The organism is Streptomyces sp. NBC_01506, from assembly GCF_045040295.1.
GTDB lineage: Bacteria > Actinomycetota > Actinomycetes > Streptomycetales > Streptomycetaceae > Streptomyces.
In genome coordinates this window covers 584,637-605,881 of record NZ_CP109422.1, presented here as the reverse complement: position 1 = coordinate 605,881, position 21,245 = coordinate 584,637, and the positions used below count along the sequence as shown (strand labels likewise).

Genomic DNA, 21,245 nt, shown 5'->3' with positions numbered 1-21,245 from the left:
CCGACGAAACTGCCTGCAATGCTCTTCGAAGGGCGACTGTCATGCCCGTCGGGGTGGTTGGTATTGCACGACCCGAATGAGTACGTCCGAATGCAATTTGTTGGGACCCGAGGGCCTTTGCTTTGTTCGGTATCGGTGGATGATCTGCAATTCCCGTCAAAGGTGCAGATCATGTTGGGGAGAGACGAGGAGTAGCCTCTTAACGAAGTATGAGGAGAGGGGGACGGGTGCGGCGTAGGTCGTTGGTGGTTTCCGGGGCGGCCGTTGGGCTCGGACTTGTGGGCGCGGGTGTGGTCGCAGTGCGTGCGGGGGGTCCCCCGGCAGAGGCCGACGAGCGCTCCGGGGCGGGAGCCGACGCCGCTGCGGCGCGGGTGCTGGGTGCGCAGCAGCCGGAGGGGCGGGCGGGGTTCGTCGTCCTTGACCGGGGGTCCGGTGGGGAAGTGGGCCTTGCGGTAAGGGCGTTGGTGGGGGAGGTGCGGGCCGTCGGTGGGGGTGGCCTTGCCTTGGGGGCGTCCCTCTTCGAGGGCGCGGGGGCGCGGGCGCCTCGGCAGTTGAAGGTCATGCCGTCCTTCGCCGGGGATCTGCTCGATCCCGCGCAGTCGCACGGGGACCTTCTCGTGCGGGTCGCGGGGGAGGACGCCTCGGCCGTGCGTAAGGCCGTGGAGAGCGTCAAGGGCGTTGCCAAGCAGTCCGGTTGGGCCGTTCGCTGGGCCATCGACGGGTTCCGGGCGGACAATCGTGTCGAGGGTGGGCGGGGGCTTGCCCGTAATCCGTTTCACTTCACCGAGGGGTTCGGGAATCCGGAATCCGAGCGGGAAGTCGCCGACCGGGCCCTCGTCCGGGACGGGCAGGGCGAGCCCGGCTGGGCCGTTGGCGGGAGTTATCAGGTCGTACGGGTCATACGCTTCGCCACCGCGTTGTGGGACAAGGACTCCGTCCACGAGCAGGAGCGGATCATCGGCCGGCGGCGTGACGGGAAGTGGCTCGACGGGACTCCCGTCCGCGAGGAGCCGAACTTCGCCGCCGACCCCAAGGGCCGGCTGACACCGCTCGACTCGCACGTACGGCTCGCCGCCCCCGACCGCCGCGATCCGCCCCCGCTCGTACGCCGCAGCTACAGCTACGACCGGGGCGATGGCGATACCGGCATTGTTTTCTCTTGTTTTCAGCGGGACTTGGCCAAGGGCTTCGAGGCGGTCCAGCGGCGGCTGGAGGGGGAGGCGCTGGCGAAGTACGTTCTGACCACCGGCGGCGGCTACTTCTTCGTACCCCCGCCCGGCGACGCCTGGATCGACGCCCTCGGCTAGAAGCAGCCGTCAGACACGGGTGGTCAGGTAGCCGCCCATCGACGTGAAGTACTCCGTCGCGGGCAGCTCAAGCCCCTCCTCGGTGCGTACGCGCGTGATGGCCAGGCCGTGGTTGCGGCCGGTGCGGGCGTGGGCGCCGGCGACTATGACCACGCCCTCGCCCTCGCGGTAGAAGATGCGGCCGGGCGTACCGCCGTAGCGGCCCTGGGACACCACCGCCGCGAGGACTTCGAGGCGCTTGCCCTTGTGGAAGGTGTAGGCGCTGGGATACGGCTCCGACTGGGCGCGGACCAGGCGGTCGAGGTCCTGGGCCGGCCAGGTCCAGTCGATGCGGATGTCTTCGGCGGACCGCTTGTGGAAGAAGCTCGCCTGCGAGCGGTCCTGCTTGGTGAACTCCGTCTGCCCGGCGGCGATAAGGCCGAGCGCGCCGATGGTGACCGGTGCGATAAGGTCGACGGTCTTGTGGAAGAGGTCGGTCGTGGTGTCCCTCGGGCCGACCGGAACCGTCTCCTGCCGGACGATGTCGCCCGCGTCGAGTTCGTCGTCCATCATGTGCGCCGTGACGCCCACTTCGGGCTCGCCGTTGATCAGTGCCCAGATCAGCGGGGAGAAACCGGCGTACTTCGGCAGCAGCGAGTCATGGATGTTCAGCGTGCCGTGGCGCGGAAGGCCGAAGATCCGCGGGGGGATCCAGGTCCGCCAGTTGTTGGCCACGATGATGTCCGGGTCGGTCTCCTTGAGGCGGTCGAACAGCTCGTCGTCGTCCGGGCGGTTGCGGATCAGCACCCGGACGCCGTGGTCTTCGGCGAGGTCGGCGACGGAGTCGCTCCAGATCTTTTCGTACGCGTGCTCGCTCTTGGGGTGCGTCACGACCAGCACCACGTCGTGCTCGGAGTCCAGAAGGGCTCGCAGGGTGCGGTGCCCCCAGGTCTGGTAACCGAACATGACGACCCGCATGGGGTTCCTCCTCGGAGCAGGGAATGACCGAGGGTAGTTAAGCAAGGCTTACCTTAGTTTGCAACTGGCCGATCTGGCAGGCCAGTCGGCGGGCGCCGGGGCTCGGCCATCCACTCGACAGTCGTCAGGGATTAGCTTAGGCTCACCTAAGTTCAGGGTGGGGTCGCTTCGTCGACGTGGCCACCCTTCGCGCCTTTTGTGTCTTACCTGCCCCCCCCACGAATGGGAGTGACATGTCACAGGTTCTTCCTGGCGACGCAGCACCGGTCTACGACCTCATAGGCATCGGCTTCGGGCCGTCCAATGTGGCGATGTCGATCGCGGTCAGCGAGCACAACGCACGCGTCGGCAGGCAGGAGTCGGTCACCGCTCACTTCTTCGAGCAGCAGCCGTCCTTCGGCTGGCACCGGGGCATGCTGATCGATGACGCGACCATGCAGGTGTCCTTCCTGAAGGACCTGGTGACGCTACGGAACCCGACCAGTGAGTTCAGCTTCCTGTGCTACTTGCAGAGCAAGGACCGGCTGATCGATTTCATCAACCACAAGAACCTCTTCCCGCTGCGGGTCGAGTTCCACGACTACTTCGAGTGGGCCGCCGCCAAGGTCGACGACATGGTGTCGTACGGGCACGAGGTCGTCGGCGTCACACCGGTCGTCCGTGACGGAACCGTGGACCATCTGGATGTGACCGTCCGGTCGGGGGAGGGGCTTGTGGTCCACCGGGCCCGCAATCTCGTCATCGGCACCGGGCTGCGTCCCCAGATGCCGGAGGGCGTGGAGCGCGGCGACCGCGTGTGGCACAACTCCGAACTGCTCAGGAAGGTCGAGGGGCTGGCCGACGGGCTGGACGGCACCTCGCCCTCCCGGTTCGTCGTCGTCGGCGCCGGGCAGAGCGCCGCCGAGAACGTCGCCTATCTGCACCGCCGCTTCCCGAAGGCCGAGATCTGCGCGGTGTTCTCCCGTTACGGCTACAGCCCCGCCGACGACAGCGCCTTCGCCAACCGCATCTTCGACCCCGAGGCGGTCGACCAGTACTTCGCCGCTCCCGAGGACGTCAAGGGCCGGCTCATGGACTACCACGGGAACACCAACTACTCCGTCGTGGACATCGACTTGATCGATGACCTGTACCGGCAGATGTACCGGGAGAAGGTCCTCGGCACCGAACGGCTGCGCTTCATCAACGTCTCCCGGCTGGTCGACGTCAAGGAGACGCCCGACAAGGCCCGTGCCACGGTCAAGTCCCTTGTCACGGGGGAGGAGACCTTCCTGGACGCGGACGTCGTCGTGTTCGCCACCGGCTACGGCCAGGCCGACCCCGTCGGTCTTCTCGGCGAGGTGGCGGAGCGCTGCCTGCGGGACGACGAGGGACGGGTACGCGTCGAGCGCGACTACCGCGTCGCGACGGATCTCGACCTGCGCTGCGGCATCTACCTCCAGGGCGGTACGGAGCACACGCACGGCATCACGTCGTCCCTGCTGTCCAACACCGCGATCCGGGTCGGCGAGATCCTGGACTCGCTGCTCGAGCGGGGCGTCAAGTCCGCCTCCGGCGAGGCTCGGCGCAGTAGGGCGTGAGCTGCCCAACTGGCCATGTTTTCCACGTAGATCAAAGGGATGACGTACGTCGACATGAGCACGACCGCAGCAGAACGCCCGCTGCCTCAGGGCGGAACACAGGCCCGCAGGCACCGGCGGGCCATGGGGCTGGGCGCGCTGGTGGTGATCCTCGTGATCGCGGGACTGGTGTCGCTGGCGGTCGGCGCCCGTTCGCTCAGTCCCACCGAGGTGTGGCACGGGTTGTTCGCGGCGCCGGACGCCGATCAGCGGCTCACCGATATCAGGCTCATCGTGCGGACGGTGCGGGTGCCCCGGACTGTGCTCGCGGTCGTGGTGGGCGTCGCCCTGGGGGTCGGCGGGGCGTTGATCCAGGGGTATACGCGTAACCCGATCGCGGACACGGGTCTGCTGGGTGTGAACGCCGGCGCGTCGTTCGCCGTGGTGTCGGCGATCGCCCTGTTCGGGTTCACCAACCCGTTCCAGTACGTCTGGTTCGCCTTCCTGGGGGCGGCGGTCGCCGGTGTCGTCGTGTTCGGTGTGTCGAGCATCGGCCGGGGCGCCGGCAACCCGCTGACGCTCGCACTGGTCGGGCAGGGGATCACCGTGTTCCTCATGGCGATGACCACGGCGATCTCGCTGTCGGACCAGAAGGCGCTGAACGCGCTGCGGTTCTGGAACTCGGGCTCCGTGGCCGGTGTCGGATTCGATGTCATCTGGCCGGTGACCGCGTTCATCGCGGTCGGGCTGGTGCTGGCGCTGATCACGCTGCCCGCCCTCAATCTGCTCAACCTCGGTGACGACGTGGCGCGCGGGCTGGGAGTGAACATCGCGCTGAGCCGGACCATCGGCATCGTCGCCATCACCCTGCTCGCGGGAGCGGCGACGGCGGCCTGCGGCCCCATCGCGTTCCTCGGGCTCATGGTGGCCCATGTGGCCCGCTATCTCACCGGTCCGGACTACCGCTGGCTGGTGCCGTACGCGGGTGTGCTCGGAGCCCTGATCCTGTTGGTCTGCGACATCGTGGGGCGATTGGTGGTGCGGCCGGGCGAGTTGGACTCCGGCGTCGTCGTCGCCCTCCTCGGCGCCCCGTTCTTCGCGGGCCTCGTGTGGCGAGGAAAGTTCAAGAGCGCATGAGTAGTGAGACAGAGGTTGGGACAGGCGTCGGGGCCGGTGTCAAGGACGAGAAGCGAACGGTGACCCCGGGCGTACGGGTCGGGCGGCTGTCGTTCGTATGGCGGCCCTGGATGGTGCTGGTCACGCTGCTGCTGACGGCCGCGACCTTCCTGGTGTTCTGCCTGTCCATCGGCGTCGGCGACTTCCCCATCGGGCTGGGGCGCGTGATCGCGACGATCCTCGGCCGGGGCGAGCAGGTGGACCAGTTCGTCATCATGGATCTGCGGATGCCCCGCGCCCTGGCCGGTCTCGTCGTGGGAATCGCGCTGGGGGTGTCCGGGGCGATCACACAGTCCGTCGCGCGCAACCCCCTGGCCAGCCCGGACATTCTGGGGATCACCTGGGGCGCCGGCGCGGTCGCGGTGTTCCTGGTGACGGTGTCGGGCGGCACCGCCACGGCGGTGGTCAGCTCCGTGGGTGTGTCGGCGGCGGCGCTCGGCGGCGGCCTCGGTACGGGGCTGCTGGTGTACTTCCTGGCGTGGCGGCGTGGGATCGACGGCTTCCGGCTCATCCTCATCGGCATCTCGGTGAGCGCGATGATGCAGGCCGTCACCACCTGGCTGCTGGTCAACGCCGATATCAGGGACGTGGCGCGGGCGCAGGTATGGCTGGTCGGCTCGCTGGACAACCGGTCGTGGGACGAGGTGCGGGTGGCGCTCTGGTGCACGCTCGCCCTCATGGTCGTGGTGGCGGGCGCCGCGTTCCAGTTCAAGCCGCTGCATCTCGGCGACGAGGTGGCCGCGGGCCTGGGCGTCCGGTACGCGGCGGTGCGGGCGGTCCTGCTGCTGTGCGCGGTGCTGCTGGCCGCCGTGGCGGTGAGCGCGGCGGGCCCGGTGGCGTTCGTCGCGTTGGTGGCGCCGCAGGTGGCGATGCGTCTGGTGAGGTATCCGACACCGCCGTTGGTGGCCTCCGGTCTGGTCGGCGCGCTGCTGCTGACCGGTGCGGACCTTGTCGCGCGTGCGGCGCTGCCGATCAGTCTCCCGGTCGGTGTGGTCACCGCCGCGATCGGCGGCCCGTTCCTCGTCTATCTGCTTGTCAGGGCCAACCTCCGACAGACAGATAGATGATAGAAAGGTTAGGCAAACCTAATAAGGGGGGCTTGTGGCCGTTCAGTCCATCACCGAGTCCATCACCGAGTCCAGCACCGGATCCGTCGCCGAGTCGGCGATCGGGCCCGAGGTCAGGTCCGAGATCAGGTCCGCGAGCGGGTCCGGCGCCGATGGCGTCGTACGGCTGGCAGCCAGGGACGTCACGGTCGGGTACGGCGCCCGGACCGTCATCGACGGTCTCGACGTGGCGATCCCACCAGGGGTGATCACCACGATCATCGGCCCCAACGGCTGTGGGAAATCAACCCTGTTGCGCACCCTGACCCGGCTGCTCAAGCCGACCCGGGGGACGGTCGTGCTGGACGGCGAGGACATCGGCCGGCTCCGGACCAGGGACGTGGCGAAAAAGCTCGGTCTGCTGCCGCAGGCGCCGGTCGCGCCCGAGGGGCTGACGGTGGCCGATCTGGTCGCCAGGGGGCGCCATCCGCACCAGAGTTGGCTACGGCAGTGGTCGTCCGACGACGCCGGTGTCGTGGAGCGCGCGCTGGCCATGACCGGGGTGGCCGATCTGGCCGACCGTCCGGTCGACTCGCTGTCCGGCGGGCAACGCCAGCGCGTCTGGATCTCGATGACGCTGGCTCAGGGCACCGATCTGTTGCTGCTGGACGAGCCGACCACGTATCTGGACCTGGCGCACGCGATCGACGTGCTCGACCTGGTGGACGATCTGCACGAGTCGGGGTGCACCGTGGTCATGGTGCTGCACGACCTCAATCTGGCGACGCGTTACAGCGACAACCTCATCGTGATGCGCGAGGGGTCGATCCTGGCGCAGGGGCATCCGCGTGACGTGATCACCGCCGAGTTGCTGCACGAGGCGTTCGGGCTGCGCGCCCAGGTGATCGACGCCCCGGTGGGCGACAGCCCGATCATCGTGCCGCTCGGCCGTACGCACGTTTAGCGACGTACGAAGGGCGTGTGTCCGTACGTCCCGGTTCAACCCGCGTGCCGGTCAACGCAATTCGTAAGTTAGGCTAGGCTAACCTCACCTGCTCAGGATAAGGTTTGGCTGCCCTAACACAAGGTGCAGCGGACAGTGCGAACGCAAGGGATCCCGGATGCTCTTCCACAGAACGACGCTCGCGAAGCCATGGCGGCGACTGGCGGCGACACTGTCCGCCGCGGCCCTCGGCGTCGGCCTTCTCACGGCGTGCGGTTCCGACTCGGCGGACACGTCGAACGACGACGCGCCGCCCGCCACCGCCGGCGGCGCGTTCCCGGTCACCGTGGAGCACGCGTTCGGATCCACGGAGGTCAAGAAGGCTCCGCAGCGGGTCGTCTCCGTCGGCTACACCGACGACCAGGCCATCCTGGCGTTCGGCATCAAGCCGGTCGGCATGGTCGACCAGTACCCCAACCCGGAGGGCCAGTCTCCCGACATCAACACCCAGTGGCCGTGGGTGAAGGACAAGTGGGGCGACACCCGCCCCGAAGTCATCATGAAGAACGGTGACTCGGGCCCCAACTACGAGAAGATCGCCGCCCTGCGCCCGGACTTGATCATCGCGGTGTACTCCGAGATCGACCAGGCCGCCTACGACAAGCTCTCCAAGATCGCCCCGACCGTGGGCCGCACCAAGGCCGAGAAGGAGCCCTTCAGCGCTCCCTGGCAGGACAACGCGGTCCACATCGCCAAGGCGCTCGGCAAGGAGGACGAGGGCACCGAGCTGGTGGGGGGCATCCAGGACAAGCTCGACACGGCCAAGAAGGAGAACCCGGAGTTCGCCGGCCAGACCGCCGTCGCGGTGTCCTGGTACAAGGACTCGGTGGCGCCGTTCACCTCCACCGACGTGCGTGGACAGCTCATCACGGGCACCGGATTCACGTACCAGACCAAGATCGACGAGATCGCGGACGGCGGCTTCTCCACCGAACTGTCCCCCGAGCGTATGGATCTGATCGACGTGGACCGCATCTTCGTCATCAACGACAAGGCGGACACGGAGGCGCTGAAGAAGTTCGAGCTGTTCGCCAACCTGCCCGCGGTCAAGAACGACAAGGTGTCGTACCTGCTGGACAGTGAGGGCCCCGCGATCGGCGCGGCCATGTCCCAGGGCACCCTGCTCTCCCTGCCGTACGCGATCGACGAGCTCGTCAAGTCGGTCAAGTAGCGATGACGAAAGCGATGGTGACCTCCGGGTGAGCGCCACCGGCACCGATGTCGCCCCGGCGGCCCCGGCGGCCCCGCGCACGGCCACTCTGCGCACGGCGACCGGACGCGAGGCCACCCGGTGGGTCGTGGCGCACTGCCGCGAAACGCCGTGGCTGACGGCCGCCACCGTGCTCACCACCGTGGCAGGGGCGGCGCTCCAGGTGCTCCCGGTACTCCTGCTGGGGCGGGTGGTCGACGGGGTGGTCGAGGGCGAATCGCGCTCGATCCTGGTCACGATCGGGGTGTTGATGGGGGCCGCCGCGCTGCTCGGCGCGGCGGCCACCGCCGTATCGACGTACCTGATCGGGCGTCTCGGCGCGGATCTGCTCGCGCGGCTGCGCGAACACGCCGTCCGGGCGGTACTGGGAATGCCCAGCGCGCGGATCGAACAGGTGGGCCGGGGCGACGTGTTGTCGCGCGTCGGCGATGACGTCGCCGTGCTGTCCAAGGGCATACGGACGGCCGTCCCCACCGTGTTCTCGGCGGGCGTGCTGGTCTTCATCGCCACGGTCGGCATGTTCGGACTGGACTGGCGGCTCGGACTGGCGGGCGCCGGCGCGCTGCCCGCGTACGCGCTCGCGCTGCGCTGGTATCTCCCGCGCTCCGCCCCCCTCTACCGCAAGCAGCGAGTGGCTCAGGCCGATCGTGCGCAGGCGCTGATCAGTGGGCTGAACGGCATCGATACGGTACGGGCGTACCGCCTCGAGGAGTCCGTCCGCGAGAGCGTCACCCGTGAGTCGTGGCGGGTGCGCGATCTCGGTGTCGAGGTGTTCCGGTTCTTCGGCCGCTTCGTCGGCAGGGAGAACCGCGCCGAGTTCATCGGGCTCGTCCTGATCCTTGTGGTGGGGTACGCCCTGTTGGAGGCCGATGCCGCCACCCTCGGTGAGGTGTCGGCCGCCCCGCTGATGTTCCACCGGCTGTTCACCCCGCTGGGCGCCATCATGTTCACCTTCGACGAGGCGCAGAAGTCGGGCGCGAGTCTGACCCGGCTGGTCGGGGTGCTCGGGGAGGACGCGCAGGACCGGCTGGTGGGTGACCGTTCGGACGACGACGACGACGCAGCAGCAGCAGCCGTCGCCGCCGCCGAGGTCGTGCCGGACGCTGTGACGTATCCCGTGACGGTGGAGGGGCTGACGTTCAGTTATCCCGACACCGATGAACCGGTCCTGCGCGACGTCGACTTGACCATTCCGGCGGGCGGTTCACTCGCTCTGGTGGGGGCGACCGGCGCGGGCAAATCCACCCTGGCCGCACTGATCGCCGGCATCGGGACCCCGCAGAGCGGATCGGTGCGTATCGGGTCGCACGACCTGGCCGCTCTGGACGAGGCCGGTTCGCGTGCGTTGGTGAGCATCCTCACGCAGGAGACGCATGTGTTCTCCGGTCCGCTCGCCGACGACCTGCGGCTCGCCGCGCCGGAGGCGACCGACGCCCAGTTGGCGGACGCGCTGCGCACGGTCGGCGCCGGCGGGTGGGTCGACGCGCTGCCGGAGGGGCTGAACACCCTTGTCGGCGAGGGCGGTGAGCGCCTGGACGTCACCAAGGTCGCCCAGATCGCCCTGGCCCGGCTGGTGTTGGGCCGGGCGCCGGTGGTGGTCCTCGACGAGTCGACCGCGGAGGCGGGCAGTGAGGGCGCCGCCGAGCTGGAGCGGGCCGTGCTGGCCGCGTGTGCGGGGCGGACCACGCTGTTCGTGGCGCACCGGCTGACCCAGGCGATGGCGGCGGACCGGATCGCCGTGCTCGACGCCGGACGGGTCGTGGAGCGTGGCACGCACGAGGAGCTGGTGGCTCTGAGCGGCCGGTACGCGCGGCTGTGGCAGGCGTGGCGAGAAGGTAGTTAGGTAAACCTAAGTTAGGCTAGGCTAACTTTTCATGCCTGGAAGGGATGCTGAGTCTTCGATGTCTTCGATGTCTTCGACGAGGGAAACGAGCGCTCGTCTCGTACTGCTCTCCGCCGCGCGACTGGCCGATGTGCGCCGGCGGACCGGGAACAACGACCACGGTGACCGGACCATCGCCGAAGCGTGCGCCGTCGGGCTGTCGTACTGGGCGACCGGACAGAGCCCGGACGGCATCGACCTCGCGCCCGGCACCCTGTTCGGCGATGTCCTCGGCTGGGTCGACAACGGCGGTGCGGGGCCCGGTGGTTGGGCGGCCGACGCGGTGGGCTCGGGCGGAGCGGGAGACTGGAGCATCGCCGTCCCCGAAGGTGTCGCGACCGCCGACGCGCAGCTCGCGCTGGACGACCTCGCCGACTTCCCCGACCGCCCCCTCGGCACCATCACACCCTCCGGCGCGGCGGCGCGGCTCAAGGCCCTGGCCGAGTGGAACGACACCACGGCCGACCGGGGGATCCGCCCGACCGTCGTGGAGATGTTCCTCGAGCAGGCGCGTACGAGGCCGGACGCCGTCGCCGTCGTGGACGATCAGCGGTCCCTGACATACCGTCAAGCGGCCGAACTTTCCAGTCAGTTGGCCCATCGACTGATCGAACGCGGTCTCACCGCCGAACAGGTCGTCGGCATCTCGCTGGGCCGCTCCGCCGAAATGGTGATCGGGCTGCTCGCCGTGCTCCAGGCCGGCTGCGCGTTCGTACCGCTCGATCCGCAGTGGCCCGCCGCGCGCCGGGCCGTCGTGGTCGAGGACGCCCGGGCCGTACTGCAACTCAACGCCACCGGCGAGCCCGGTCCGGGTGAACCGCAGGCGGAGCCGGTCGACTTGGACGACTGGCGGTTCGGCTCCTACCCCGCCGAGGGCACCGGGATATCCACCCCCGGCGCCGCCCTCGCCTATGTGATCTTCACGTCCGGCTCCACCGGCCGGCCCAAGGGCGCGATGATCCGGCACGAAGCGATCAGCGAGCGCCTGCTGTGGCAGGTCAACGAGATCCTGGGCTTCGGCCACGACGACGCCTCACTGTTCAAGGCGCCGCTCTCCTTCGACATCTCCATCAACGAGATCTTCCTGCCCCTGGTCTCCGGCGGCCGACTCGTGGTCCTGCGCCCCGGCGGTGAGCGTGACCCGCACCATCTGCTGAGCGTGATCGCCGAGCAGCGCGTGACCTTCACCTATCTGGTCTCGTCCATGCTGGACGTCCTGCTGGAGATGGCGGGCGACAGCGGGCGGCTCGACAGCCTGCGGCACGTGTGGTGCGGCGGTGAGGTGCTGACCCCGGAGCTGTACGAGCGGTTCCGTACGCGCCTCGACATCCCCCTCTACCACGGCTACGGCCCCGCCGAGACGACCATCGGTGTCTCGCACGTCATCTACCGGGGTGCGGCGGAGCGCCTTTCGACGTCGATCGGCAAGGCCAACCCCAACACCCAGTTGTACGTACTGGACGACGAACTGCGCCCGGTCCCGGTCGGGGTCGGCGGCGAACTGTACGCGGGCGGCTTCCTCCTGGGACGCGGATACGTCAACGCGCCCGGCCTGACGGCGTCCCGGTTCGTGGCGAACCCGTTCGCCGACGACGGGTCCCGGCTGTACCGCACCGGCGACCTCGCGCGCTTCGCCCCGGACGGGTCGCTGGACTTCCTCGGCCGGGCCGACAACCAGATCAAGATCCGCGGCATGCGGCTGGAGATCGAGGACGTCGAGGCCGGTCTCGCGGAACACCCCGGCGTACGGCACACCTGCGTCGTCGCGAAGAAGAACGCGGCGGGTGGCACCTACCTGGTGGGGTACGTCATCCCGGCCGCCGGGAACGAGGAGCTGCGGGCCGACGACGTCAAGGCGTGGGCCGCCCGGCACATGGTCGAGTACATGGTGCCCGCGCACACCGTCGTCATGAAGGAGTTCCCGCTCACCGCGAACGGCAAGCTCGACCGGGCCGCGCTGCCGGAGCCCGTCATCGGGGCGGGCGCGATCCTCCCGCCCGCCACCGACGACGAGCGCGTGGTGTCGAGGGCCGTCGCGACGCTGCTGCGACTGGACGAGGTCGGGGTCAACCAGGACTTCTTCCAGCTCGGCGGAGACAGCATTCTGGCGATCTCGCTGCTGAGCGCGCTGCGCGAGGCGGGCCTGTACGTCACGGCGCGGCAGATTTTCACGCACAGCAACGTACGGGCACTGGCGGCGGTGGCGAGCCGCGAAGACGTCACCACCGTGGACCACCGCGACGTTCCGACCGGTTCCGTCGTCGGGTCGCCCGTCGTGCAGTGGCTCGGCGAGACCACGGACGCGATCGACGGCTTCGTACAGTCCGTGGTGCTGAACACCCCGGCGGCGCTGACCGCCGACGCCCTCGACCAGATCCTTGCCGCCGTGGTCGGGCGCCACGACATGCTGCGTGCCAGGCTGGTACGCGGCGACCGCTGGAGCTTCGACATCCCGCAGGAACAGTCAGCCGTGGGGTGGCAGGAGAGCAGCGAGGCGCTGGAGGAGTGCGTCGCGCTCGCCACCGCCGCCCTCGACCCCGACAGCGGCGTGATGCTGCGCGCGGTCTGGCGCCGCGAGGCACGGCAACTGGTCGTGGCCGTCCACCATGTGGTGGTCGACGGGGTGTCCTGGCGGATCCTGATGGAGGATCTGGCCACGGCCTGGCGGCAGTTCACCTCGGGCGTGCCGGTGGAGCTGCCCTCGGTGGGCACCTCGTTCCGGCGCTGGACACAGTTGCTGGAGCGCGCCGCGTTCGACGCGGACAGTGCCTACTTCCGGCGTCAACTGCCGGGACCGGACGGTCCGGTGGGCAGGCGCGCGCCGGCCGAGAGCGACACCGTCGCGCGCGAGCGCACGCGCACCGTGGCGGTCGGACCCGAGGTGACGGCCGCGCTGCTGGGCGAGATCCCGGCGAAGTTCCACGCGGGCGTCAACGACGTGCTGCTGACCGCCCTCGCCGTCACTCTCGCCCGGTGGCGCCGCGATCTCGGGCAGGACCAGACGTACGCGCATATCGAACTCGAAGGCCATGGCCGAGAGGGCCGGTTCGTGGCGGGGAGCGCGGGCTTCGAGCCGGAACTGTCGCGCACCGTGGGCTGGTTCACCACCCTGTTCCCGGTGACGGTGGACCCCGGCGCGGCGGCCGACCTCACCGCGCCCGAGTATCTGGCCGCCGCGCTCAAGGCGGTCAAGGAAGACCTCGCCCGCGTACCGGACAACGGCGTGTCGTACGGCGCCCTGCGCTACCTCACCCACTCCGAATTCGACGCGCCCGCACCGCAGGTGCTGTTCAACTACCTGGGCCGTTTCGACGCGGGAGCGTCCGGGGACTGGCAACTCGCCGGTACGACCGGGCAGTTGGGCGAAAGGCGCGACCCGAGGATGCGTCTGCCGCGTGCCCTGGAGTTCAACGCGATCGCCGAACCCGCCGCCTCCACCGGTGAGTACGAGCTGGTCACCACCGTCTCCTGGCCCGAGGGGATGTTCACCGACGAGGACGTCGCGACGCTCGGCGACTACTTCCGGGACGCGCTGGCCGGGCTGGCGGCTCTGGCCGCGCTCGGTCACGGCGGTCACGGCGGTCACGGCGGTCACGGCGGTTACGGTGGCCACTCACCCAGTGACTTCCCCCTGGTGCCGCTGACCCAGGCCGATGTGGACAGCCTGGACGGTCCGGCGCTGCGCGACATCCTGCCGTTGACCCCGTTGCAGGAGGGCCTGTACTTCCACTCGGTCTTCGACGACGACTCGGCAGGCAGCTATGTCGAGCAGCAACTCATCACGCTGGACGGCGTGGCAGGGGGTGAAGTGGACGCCGACCGCCTCGCGGCGGCGGCCACCCGACTGCTCACGCTGTTCCCGAACCTGGCCGCCCGGTTCACCGCACTCGCCGACGGCCGAGTGGTCTGCGTCCAGGAGAACGGTGTGCGAGCGCCGTTCACCACACTGGACCGCCCCGGCATCACCGACGACGAGATCCGTGAACACGCCGAGCGGGACCGCCGCGCCGGGTTCGACCTGGCCACCGGACCGCTGATGCGCTTCACGCTCATCCGAGCCGGCGCCGGCCGGAACGTCCTGGTGCAGACCGTGCACCACATCATCGCCGACGGCTGGTCGGTGCCCCCGACCCTGCGCGCACTGCTGGCCGAGTACGACGCGCCGGGCAGCGTGTACCCGCTCGGCGGCTTCTCCGACTATCTGAGCTGGCTCGCCGGACGCGACGACGACGAGAGCGACCGCGTCTGGCGCGCCGAACTCGCCGAGCTGCCCGGCCCCTCACTGGTCGCCGAGGGCCACACCCCGTCCGACCGGTTCGCCGACACGGCCGTGGAGCCGCAGGACGACATCGACGCGGCCGTCCGGTCGGCCGGCGTACCGCTGAGCGTGGCCGTCCACAGCGCCTGGGCGCTGACGCTGGGCGGCATCCTGCGCGGCAGCGACGTCGTGTTCGGCTCCACGGTGTCCGGGCGTGACGCGGAAGTGCCCGGCATCGGGGACATGGTCGGACTGTTCATCAACACGATTCCCGTGCGCGCCCGCTGGGCAGGCGGCACCACGGCCCGCGACCTGCTCGCCGCCGTCCGGGAACACCAGAGCGCGGTACTGCCGCACCAGCATGTCTCGCTGGCGGGGATCGGCCGGCAGGCGGGCGTCGGGACCCTGTTCGACACCCTGGTGGTGTTCGACGTCGCCACGGACGTGGCAGGGCTACGGGGGCCCGGCGGCGGACTGGGCATCGCCGACATCGTCAACGAGGGTGCCCCGCACTACCCGTTGACACTCGTCGTGGAGCGCACGGTCGACGGGCGTCCGCGCTTCAACCTGATCTACGACGGTGAACTGCTGCGGGAGACGAGCGCCCAGGCGGTCCTGCGTACGTTCACCCGGACCCTCACCGGGCTGCTCACCCGCCCGGACACACCGGTCGCCGAGCTGGCACCCGAGACGGGGCGGGCTCCCGCGCGGATCGTCCCGACGACCCTCGGCGGACTGTTCGACACCGCCGCGAGCCGCGATCCATCCGCGACCGCCGTCACCCAGTGCGCTCTCGACGGCGCTACGAGGTCCCTGACCTACGGCGAACTCGCCGACGCGAAGGACGAGTTGGCGCTGGCGCTGCGTGCGGCCGGTGTCCGGCCGGGCAAGCGGGTCGCGGTCGCCGTCCCGCGCTCTGTGGAGCAGGTCGTCGCCCTGGTCGCGATCGTGACGGCGGGCGGCGCGTACGTACCGCTCGACATGGCGTACCCGGACGAACGGCTGGAGTACATCCTCGCCGACGCCGCTCCGCAGGTCGTACTCGTGGACCGTGAACAGCGCGAGCGCTTCACCGGGTTGCTGTCCCGAGCGGGCGTCCCCGCCCGCGTACTCGTACTGGGGGAGGAACCGCCGCTCGACACCTCGCAGACCCGCGAGCCGGTGCCCCGGACCGACTGGCGCGACCCCGCGTATGTGATCTACACGTCCGGATCGACCGGTCGGCCCAAGGGAGTTGTCGTCCCGCACGCCGCCGTGGTGTCTCTGCTCGCGAACACCCGGCCCGGCATGGACTTCGGACCGCAGGACGTCTGGGTGCAGTTCCACTCCTTCTCCTTCGACTTCGCGGTCTGGGAGCTGTGGGGCGCGCTGGCGCACGGCGGTGAGCTGCTGGTGCCGGAGTACGGGCTGACGCGCTCCCCTGTCGACTTCCACCGACTGGTCCGCGAGCGCGGGGTGACCGTCCTCAACCAGACCCCGTCGGCTTTCTACCAGTTCATCGAGGCCGACCGGCATGCCGGCCGACCCGTCACGGCACTGCGCCGGATCATCTTCGGAGGCGAGGCACTGGACCTCGGGCGGCTGCGCGGCTGGGTCGAGCGGCACGGCACCCGTACGCCCGAGCTGGTCAACATGTACGGCATCACCGAGACCACCGTCCATGTCACCCACCGGGTGCTGACCGACGACGACTTCGGCGATTCCGGCGATTCCGGCGGCCCCGATTCCGGCTCCGACGTCAGTCCGATCGGCGGTCCGATTCCCGGACTGGTCACCTATCTGCTGGACGACCGGCTTCGCCCGGTGCCGCCGGGCCGGGTCGGCGCGATCTATGTCGCGGGCGACCAGGTGTCACTCGGCTATCTGGGCAGGCCGGGGCTCACCGCCGGCCGGTTCGTGGCGAACCCGTTCGCGGACGACGGCTCCCGGATGTACCACACGGGCGACCTCGCCCGCCGTACGCTCGACGGTGAACTGGAGTTCACCGGACGCGCCGACGATCAGGTACAACTCAAGGGTTTCCGCATCGAGTTGGGCGAAGTGGAGTCCGCCGTCAGGGAACTCGACGGGGTGGTCGACGTAGCCGTCACCGTGGCCGCCGGCGGCGACCATCTCGTCGCGCACATCGTCGGCCGGGTGCCCCGCGACTTCACCGGCCCGCTGTCCGCGAAGCTGCCCGCGCACATGGTGCCGGACCGGGTGCTGCCGGTCGACGCCCTGCCGCTGACGGTCAACGGCAAGCTGGACCGCAAGGCCCTGACCGACCGTGCCGCACAGGACGACACCCCGGTGGCCGCGAGTGCCGCGAGTGATTCCGCGCTCGCCACGCTGGTCGGCATCTTCGCCGAGACGCTGCCCGGCGCCGGCACGGTGGACGCCGACACCGACTTCTTCATGGCCGGGGGCGACAGCATCGTCGCCATCACCGTGATCAACCGGGCCAGGGCGCTCGGCCTGCCGATCGCGCCCCGCGACGTATTCCTGTTCAGGACACCGCACGCGCTCGCCGCACACCTCGCCTCGCGCGCACCGCGGGCGGCCGAGGCACCCGCACCCGCCCGCCGCGAGGACGGCCCGCTGACACCGACGCCGATCCTCCTGCGCCAGCGTGAACTGGGCGGCTCGCTCGTCCGGTTCGCCCAGGCCAGGGCGCTGGTGGCGCCCGAGGGCGCCGGCTTCGCCGACGTGCGGCGCGCCGCGAACGCCGTCGTGGCCGCGCACCCGCTCCTGCGGCTGCGGTTGCGCGTCGAGCACGGCGTATGGGCGCTGCGTACCGCCCCCGCCCGCGAAGTCACCGTTGTCCGTGGGGACGGGACAGACGCGACGACCGCCGCGAACGAGGCCGCCCGACGGCTCGATCCCGAGTCCGGGGAGGTCATCGCGTTCTCCTGGCTGGAGGCGAGCCGGACCCTGGTCGTGACCGTGCACCACACCGCCGTCGACTCCGTCTCCTGGCTGGTCCTCCTGGACGACCTGACCGCCGCCATGAGCGGCACGGCCCTGCCGCCGCCGACCACCTCCTACGCCGAGTACGCCGAGGCGCTGGCGTCCCGGTCCACCCAGGTGGTCGACGACCTCGGGCACTGGATCAGCACCCTCCAGGCGCCGGAACTGCTGCCCGCGGTCGAGGAGCTACGCGAGACCACCGTCGTCCTCCCCTCCGACGTGAGCGACCGGCTGACGCGGGCCGCGCCCGCCGCCCTCGGCGTGGGTCTCACCGAGCTGCTGTGCGGCGCCCTGCGCATAGCGCTGACACACAGTCAGCCCGTGCCCACCGACCTCGCGATCGAGCTCGAGCGGCACGGCCGGGTCCCCGCCCTCGACCACCACGACTACAGCCGTACGGTCGGCTGGTTCACCTCCATCGCGCCGGTACGGCTCACGGCGCACACCGACCCGGTCGCCGCCGCCCGCGAGGTCGCCGAACGCCAGCCGGACGAGTGCGGCCACGTCGCCTACGGTCAACTCCGGTATCTCAACCCGCAGTCGGCTCCACTGCTGAACGGCCGCCGCCCGCAGGTGCTTTTCAACTACCTCGGCCGGGGCGGCGAGTCGCGGGCGCTGCCTCTCACCGGTGGCGATCAGCCCAGCCCGTACGCCGTCGAGGTCAACGCCTGGACCGATGACGCGACCGGCGCCCTGCACGCGGCGTTCACCCTCGCCGAGGGCGTCCCCGACGAGATAACCGGGCATTGGCGGCGCGCGCTGGAGCACATCGCGGACGCCGCCGCGACCGCCGAACGTACGGCTCCCGTCACACCCCTCCAGCGCGGACTGTTCTTCCAGGCCCAGTTGGCGGGCTCGGCCGGACACTATGTCGCGCAGAGCTACTTCACCTTCGACCGGCGACTGGACACCGACGCGCTGGCCGAGGCCATGGCGTACGTGATCGCGCGCCACCCGGTCGTGGGCGCCGGCTTCACCACCGACGACGACGGGAACCCGGTCCAGAGCCTCAAGGCGGGCCGGCGGGTCGACGTCCGCACCGTGCGTCTGTCGACGGAAGCGGAGATCGAGGCCCTGCGCACCGAGGACCGCGACACCGGATTCGACCCGGCCGAGCCGCCGCTGATCCGGTTGACCGTGGTACGGCTGCCGGACGACCGGGACGGTCTGCTGCTCAGCTACCACCTGCTGCTGTGGGACGGCTGGTCCCGGGAGATCCTGCTGCGGGACCTGTTCGACGCGTACGAGGCCGCCCTCGCGCGCGAGCCACTGAACACGTCCCCGGCCCCGGCCGTCGTCCCGGCCACGCCGAGCTTCGAGGAGTACGCCCGGACGCTTGCCGCCAAGGACCCCGCCGTATCGGAACGCTTCTGGGCGGAGCATCTGGCCGGCCTCACGGGCCCGACGCTGCTCGCCGGACCGGCGCCGTCCTTCTCGGACGACCTGCCGCGCGCCCTGACGCACACCGTGTCCGCCGAGCTGTCGCAACGGCTGCGGGAAGCGGCCAAGACACACGGCGTCACACTGAACTCGGTGCTGACCGGCGCGTTCGGTCTCCTGCTCGGCGCGCACACGGGCCGCGGTGACGCGGTGTTCGGCGTGACCGTCTCCGGACGCGAGGGCGAAGGACTGTCCGACGTCGTCGGCGTCCTCCTCAACACCGTGCCCATGTGGACGCGGGCCCGGCCGGACGACACGGTCGGCGCGTATCTGTCCGCCGTACAGGCGGCCAGGGTCGAGGCGATGGAGCACGAGCACCTGGGGCTCGGCGAGATCCAGCGGGCCGGCGGGCACGACACCCTGTTCGACAATCTGTTCGTGCTCCAGAACTTCCTGGACATGGACGCGTTCGCCGAGATGAACGCCAGGCACGGCATCACCTCGGTGAAGGCCGACGACTCCACGCACTACCCGTTCACCTGGGTCGTCACGCCGGGCGACCGGCTCACGGTCAAGCTGGAGCACCGCGACGGCGACCCCGAGAACGCCCGCCGTCTCCTCAACGACTATCTGCGGGTGCTCGCCGACCTGGCCAGGTCGGCGGGGCAGGTCGGCGCGCTGCGCGGGCTGGGTCCGGAGCCCGAGCCGGCCGAGCGTACGGACGTCGGCACGGACACGGTGGTCGACCGGTTCGACCGGGCGGCGGACAGTCATCCGCGGCGGGTCGCGCTCGTCGCCGACGGTGCCACCATGACTTTCGCCCAACTCCGCGACCGTAGCCGGGTGTTGGCGGGTGTGCTCGACCGGCGGGGCATCGGCCCCGAGAGGACCGTGGCTCTCGCGATCCCGCGTTCGCTCGACTCGATCGTGGCGCTGTTCGCCGTGCTGCGCGTCGGCGCCGCGTATGTGCCACTGGAGTTGGACCACCCGGACGAGCGGATCGCCACAATCGTCGCGGACGCCCGCCCGGACGTCACCCTCACCGTGAGCGCCGTGTCCCCCCGGCTGACCGGCGAGCTGATCGAGCTGGACCAACCCCTTCCCGAGGCAGCGCCGTTGACGCCGTTCACGACGTTCGCGCCGGACGACCCGGACCGGCTGCGGCACCCCGCGTACACGATCTACACCTCCGGTTCGACCGGCAGGCCCAAGGGCGTGGTGACCGAATACGCGGGCCTGACCAACATGCTGATCAACCATCAGCGCAGAATCTTCGAGCCGGTCCTCGCCGAGCACGACCACCGGGTCTTCCGGATCGCGCACACCGTGTCGTTCGCCTTCGACATGTCGTGGGAGGAGCTGCTGTGGCTCGCCGACGGCCACGAGGTGCACATCTGCGACGAGGAACTACGCCGTGACGCCCCCCGGTTGGTGGAGTACTGCCTGGAGCACGGGATCGACGTCATCAACGTGACGCCCACCTACGCGCAGCAGTTGGTGGCAGAAGGGCTGCTCGACAACCCTGAACGGCGGCCCGCGCTGGTGCTGTTGGGCGGCGAGGCCGTCACCCCCACGCTGTGGCAGCGGCTCGCCGAGACCGAGGGGACGGTCGGCTACAACCTGTACGGACCCACCGAGTACACCATCAACACCCTTGGCGTCGGCACCTTCGAATGCCAGGACCCGGTGGTGGGCGTGGCGATCGACAACACCGACGTGTACGTGCTGGACCCATGGCTGCGGCCCCTGCCGGACGGGGTCCCAGGTGAGCTGTACGTATCGGGCATCGGCATCGCGCGCGGCTATCTCGGCCAGAGCGCGCAGACCGCGCACCGCTTCGTCGCCTGCCCGTTCGGCGCACCCGGCGAGCGCATGTACCGCACCGGGGACCTGGTGCTCCGGCGGCCCGACGGGAATCTGACCTATCTGGGCCGCACCGACCAGCAGGTCAAGATCCGGGGTCACCGCGTCGAACTGGGCGAGGTCGAGGCCGCGTTCGCGGCGCACCCGGCGGTGCGCTTCGCCGCCGCGGTCGCCCAGCCCGACCCGCGGGTCGACGGCGCGTACCGGCTGGCCGCGTATCTCGTGCTGGACGGCGCCGACCTGGCGGCGGTCGCCGCCCAAGTGGGCGCCGGACTGCCGGACTTTATGCGGCCGACGCACTACGCCCAGGTCGACGGCATCCCGCTGACGGTGAACGGGAAGGCTGACACCAAGGCGCTGCCCGAGGCCAGGCCGCTCGGCGCGCTGACCACGGCGGGCGAGCGCGGACCGCGGACCGAGACCGAGATCGTGGTGTGCGAGTTCTTCGCCGAGGCGCTGGACCTGGACGACGACGAGGTGAGCGCGGAGAGCGACTTCGTGTCCCTCGGCGGGCACTCCATGCTGGCGGTGCGGCTGATCGGGCTGCTCCGCCGCGAGTACGGACCTGTGGTCACGATCCGTGATCTGCTGACCCTGCGAACCCCGGAAGCGATTGCCCGCCATCTTGAACATCGTGAAGACAACTCCTGACACCCGG

The 21,245-nt window shown here is 70.0% G+C and carries 9 protein-coding genes; 8 read left to right on the top strand and 1 reads right to left on the bottom strand.

What is annotated here, in order from left to right:
* Positions 1 to 503: 503 nt before the first annotated feature.
* Complete coding sequence (locus tag OG329_RS02620) at positions 504 to 1,307, top strand: Dyp-type peroxidase (protein WP_405792389.1); 804 nt, start codon at positions 504 to 506, stop codon at positions 1,305 to 1,307.
* 9 nt (positions 1,308 to 1,316) lie between these two features.
* Here the strand turns inward: OG329_RS02620 and OG329_RS02615 are convergent, their stop codons facing one another.
* Positions 1,317 to 2,264: a methionyl-tRNA formyltransferase gene (locus tag OG329_RS02615; RefSeq protein ID WP_405792388.1), complete on the bottom strand. Its 948-nt coding sequence runs from the start codon at positions 2,262 to 2,264 to the stop codon at positions 1,317 to 1,319.
* Between the two features lie 233 nt (positions 2,265 to 2,497).
* Between OG329_RS02615 and OG329_RS02610 the strand changes: the two genes are divergently transcribed.
* The 7 genes from OG329_RS02610 to OG329_RS02580 all read left to right on the top strand — a co-directional run bounded on the left by OG329_RS02610 (position 2,498) and on the right by OG329_RS02580 (position 21,238).
* Positions 2,498 to 3,844: a lysine N(6)-hydroxylase/L-ornithine N(5)-oxygenase family protein gene (locus OG329_RS02610; RefSeq protein WP_405792386.1), complete on the top strand. Its 1,347-nt coding sequence runs from the start codon at positions 2,498 to 2,500 to the stop codon at positions 3,842 to 3,844.
* Positions 3,845 to 3,898: 54 nt separating this feature from the next.
* Complete coding sequence (locus tag OG329_RS02605) at positions 3,899 to 4,960, top strand: FecCD family ABC transporter permease (RefSeq protein ID WP_405792384.1); 1,062 nt, start codon at positions 3,899 to 3,901, stop codon at positions 4,958 to 4,960.
* Complete coding sequence (locus tag OG329_RS02600) at positions 4,957 to 6,066, top strand: FecCD family ABC transporter permease (RefSeq protein ID WP_405792382.1); 1,110 nt, start codon at positions 4,957 to 4,959, stop codon at positions 6,064 to 6,066. The genes OG329_RS02605 and OG329_RS02600 overlap by 4 nt, the downstream gene beginning before the upstream one ends.
* Positions 6,067 to 6,190: 124 nt before the next feature.
* The gene (locus OG329_RS02595; RefSeq protein ID WP_405801620.1) at positions 6,191 to 7,009 is read left to right on the top strand and encodes an ABC transporter ATP-binding protein; all 819 of its coding nucleotides are present in this window, start codon (positions 6,191 to 6,193) and stop codon (positions 7,007 to 7,009) included.
* 157 nt (positions 7,010 to 7,166) lie between these two features.
* Positions 7,167 to 8,219 (top strand): iron-siderophore ABC transporter substrate-binding protein, encoded by a 1,053-nt coding sequence (locus tag OG329_RS02590; RefSeq protein WP_405792381.1) that lies wholly within the window; start codon positions 7,167 to 7,169, stop codon positions 8,217 to 8,219.
* A 28-nt stretch (positions 8,220 to 8,247) separates the two neighbouring features.
* Positions 8,248 to 10,101: an ABC transporter ATP-binding protein gene (locus tag OG329_RS02585; protein ID WP_405792379.1), complete on the top strand. Its 1,854-nt coding sequence runs from the start codon at positions 8,248 to 8,250 to the stop codon at positions 10,099 to 10,101.
* Between the two features lie 67 nt (positions 10,102 to 10,168).
* Positions 10,169 to 21,238, top strand: coding sequence for an amino acid adenylation domain-containing protein (locus OG329_RS02580; protein WP_405792377.1), 11,070 nt, complete (start codon positions 10,169 to 10,171; stop codon positions 21,236 to 21,238).
* Positions 21,239 to 21,245 lie beyond the last annotated feature (7 nt).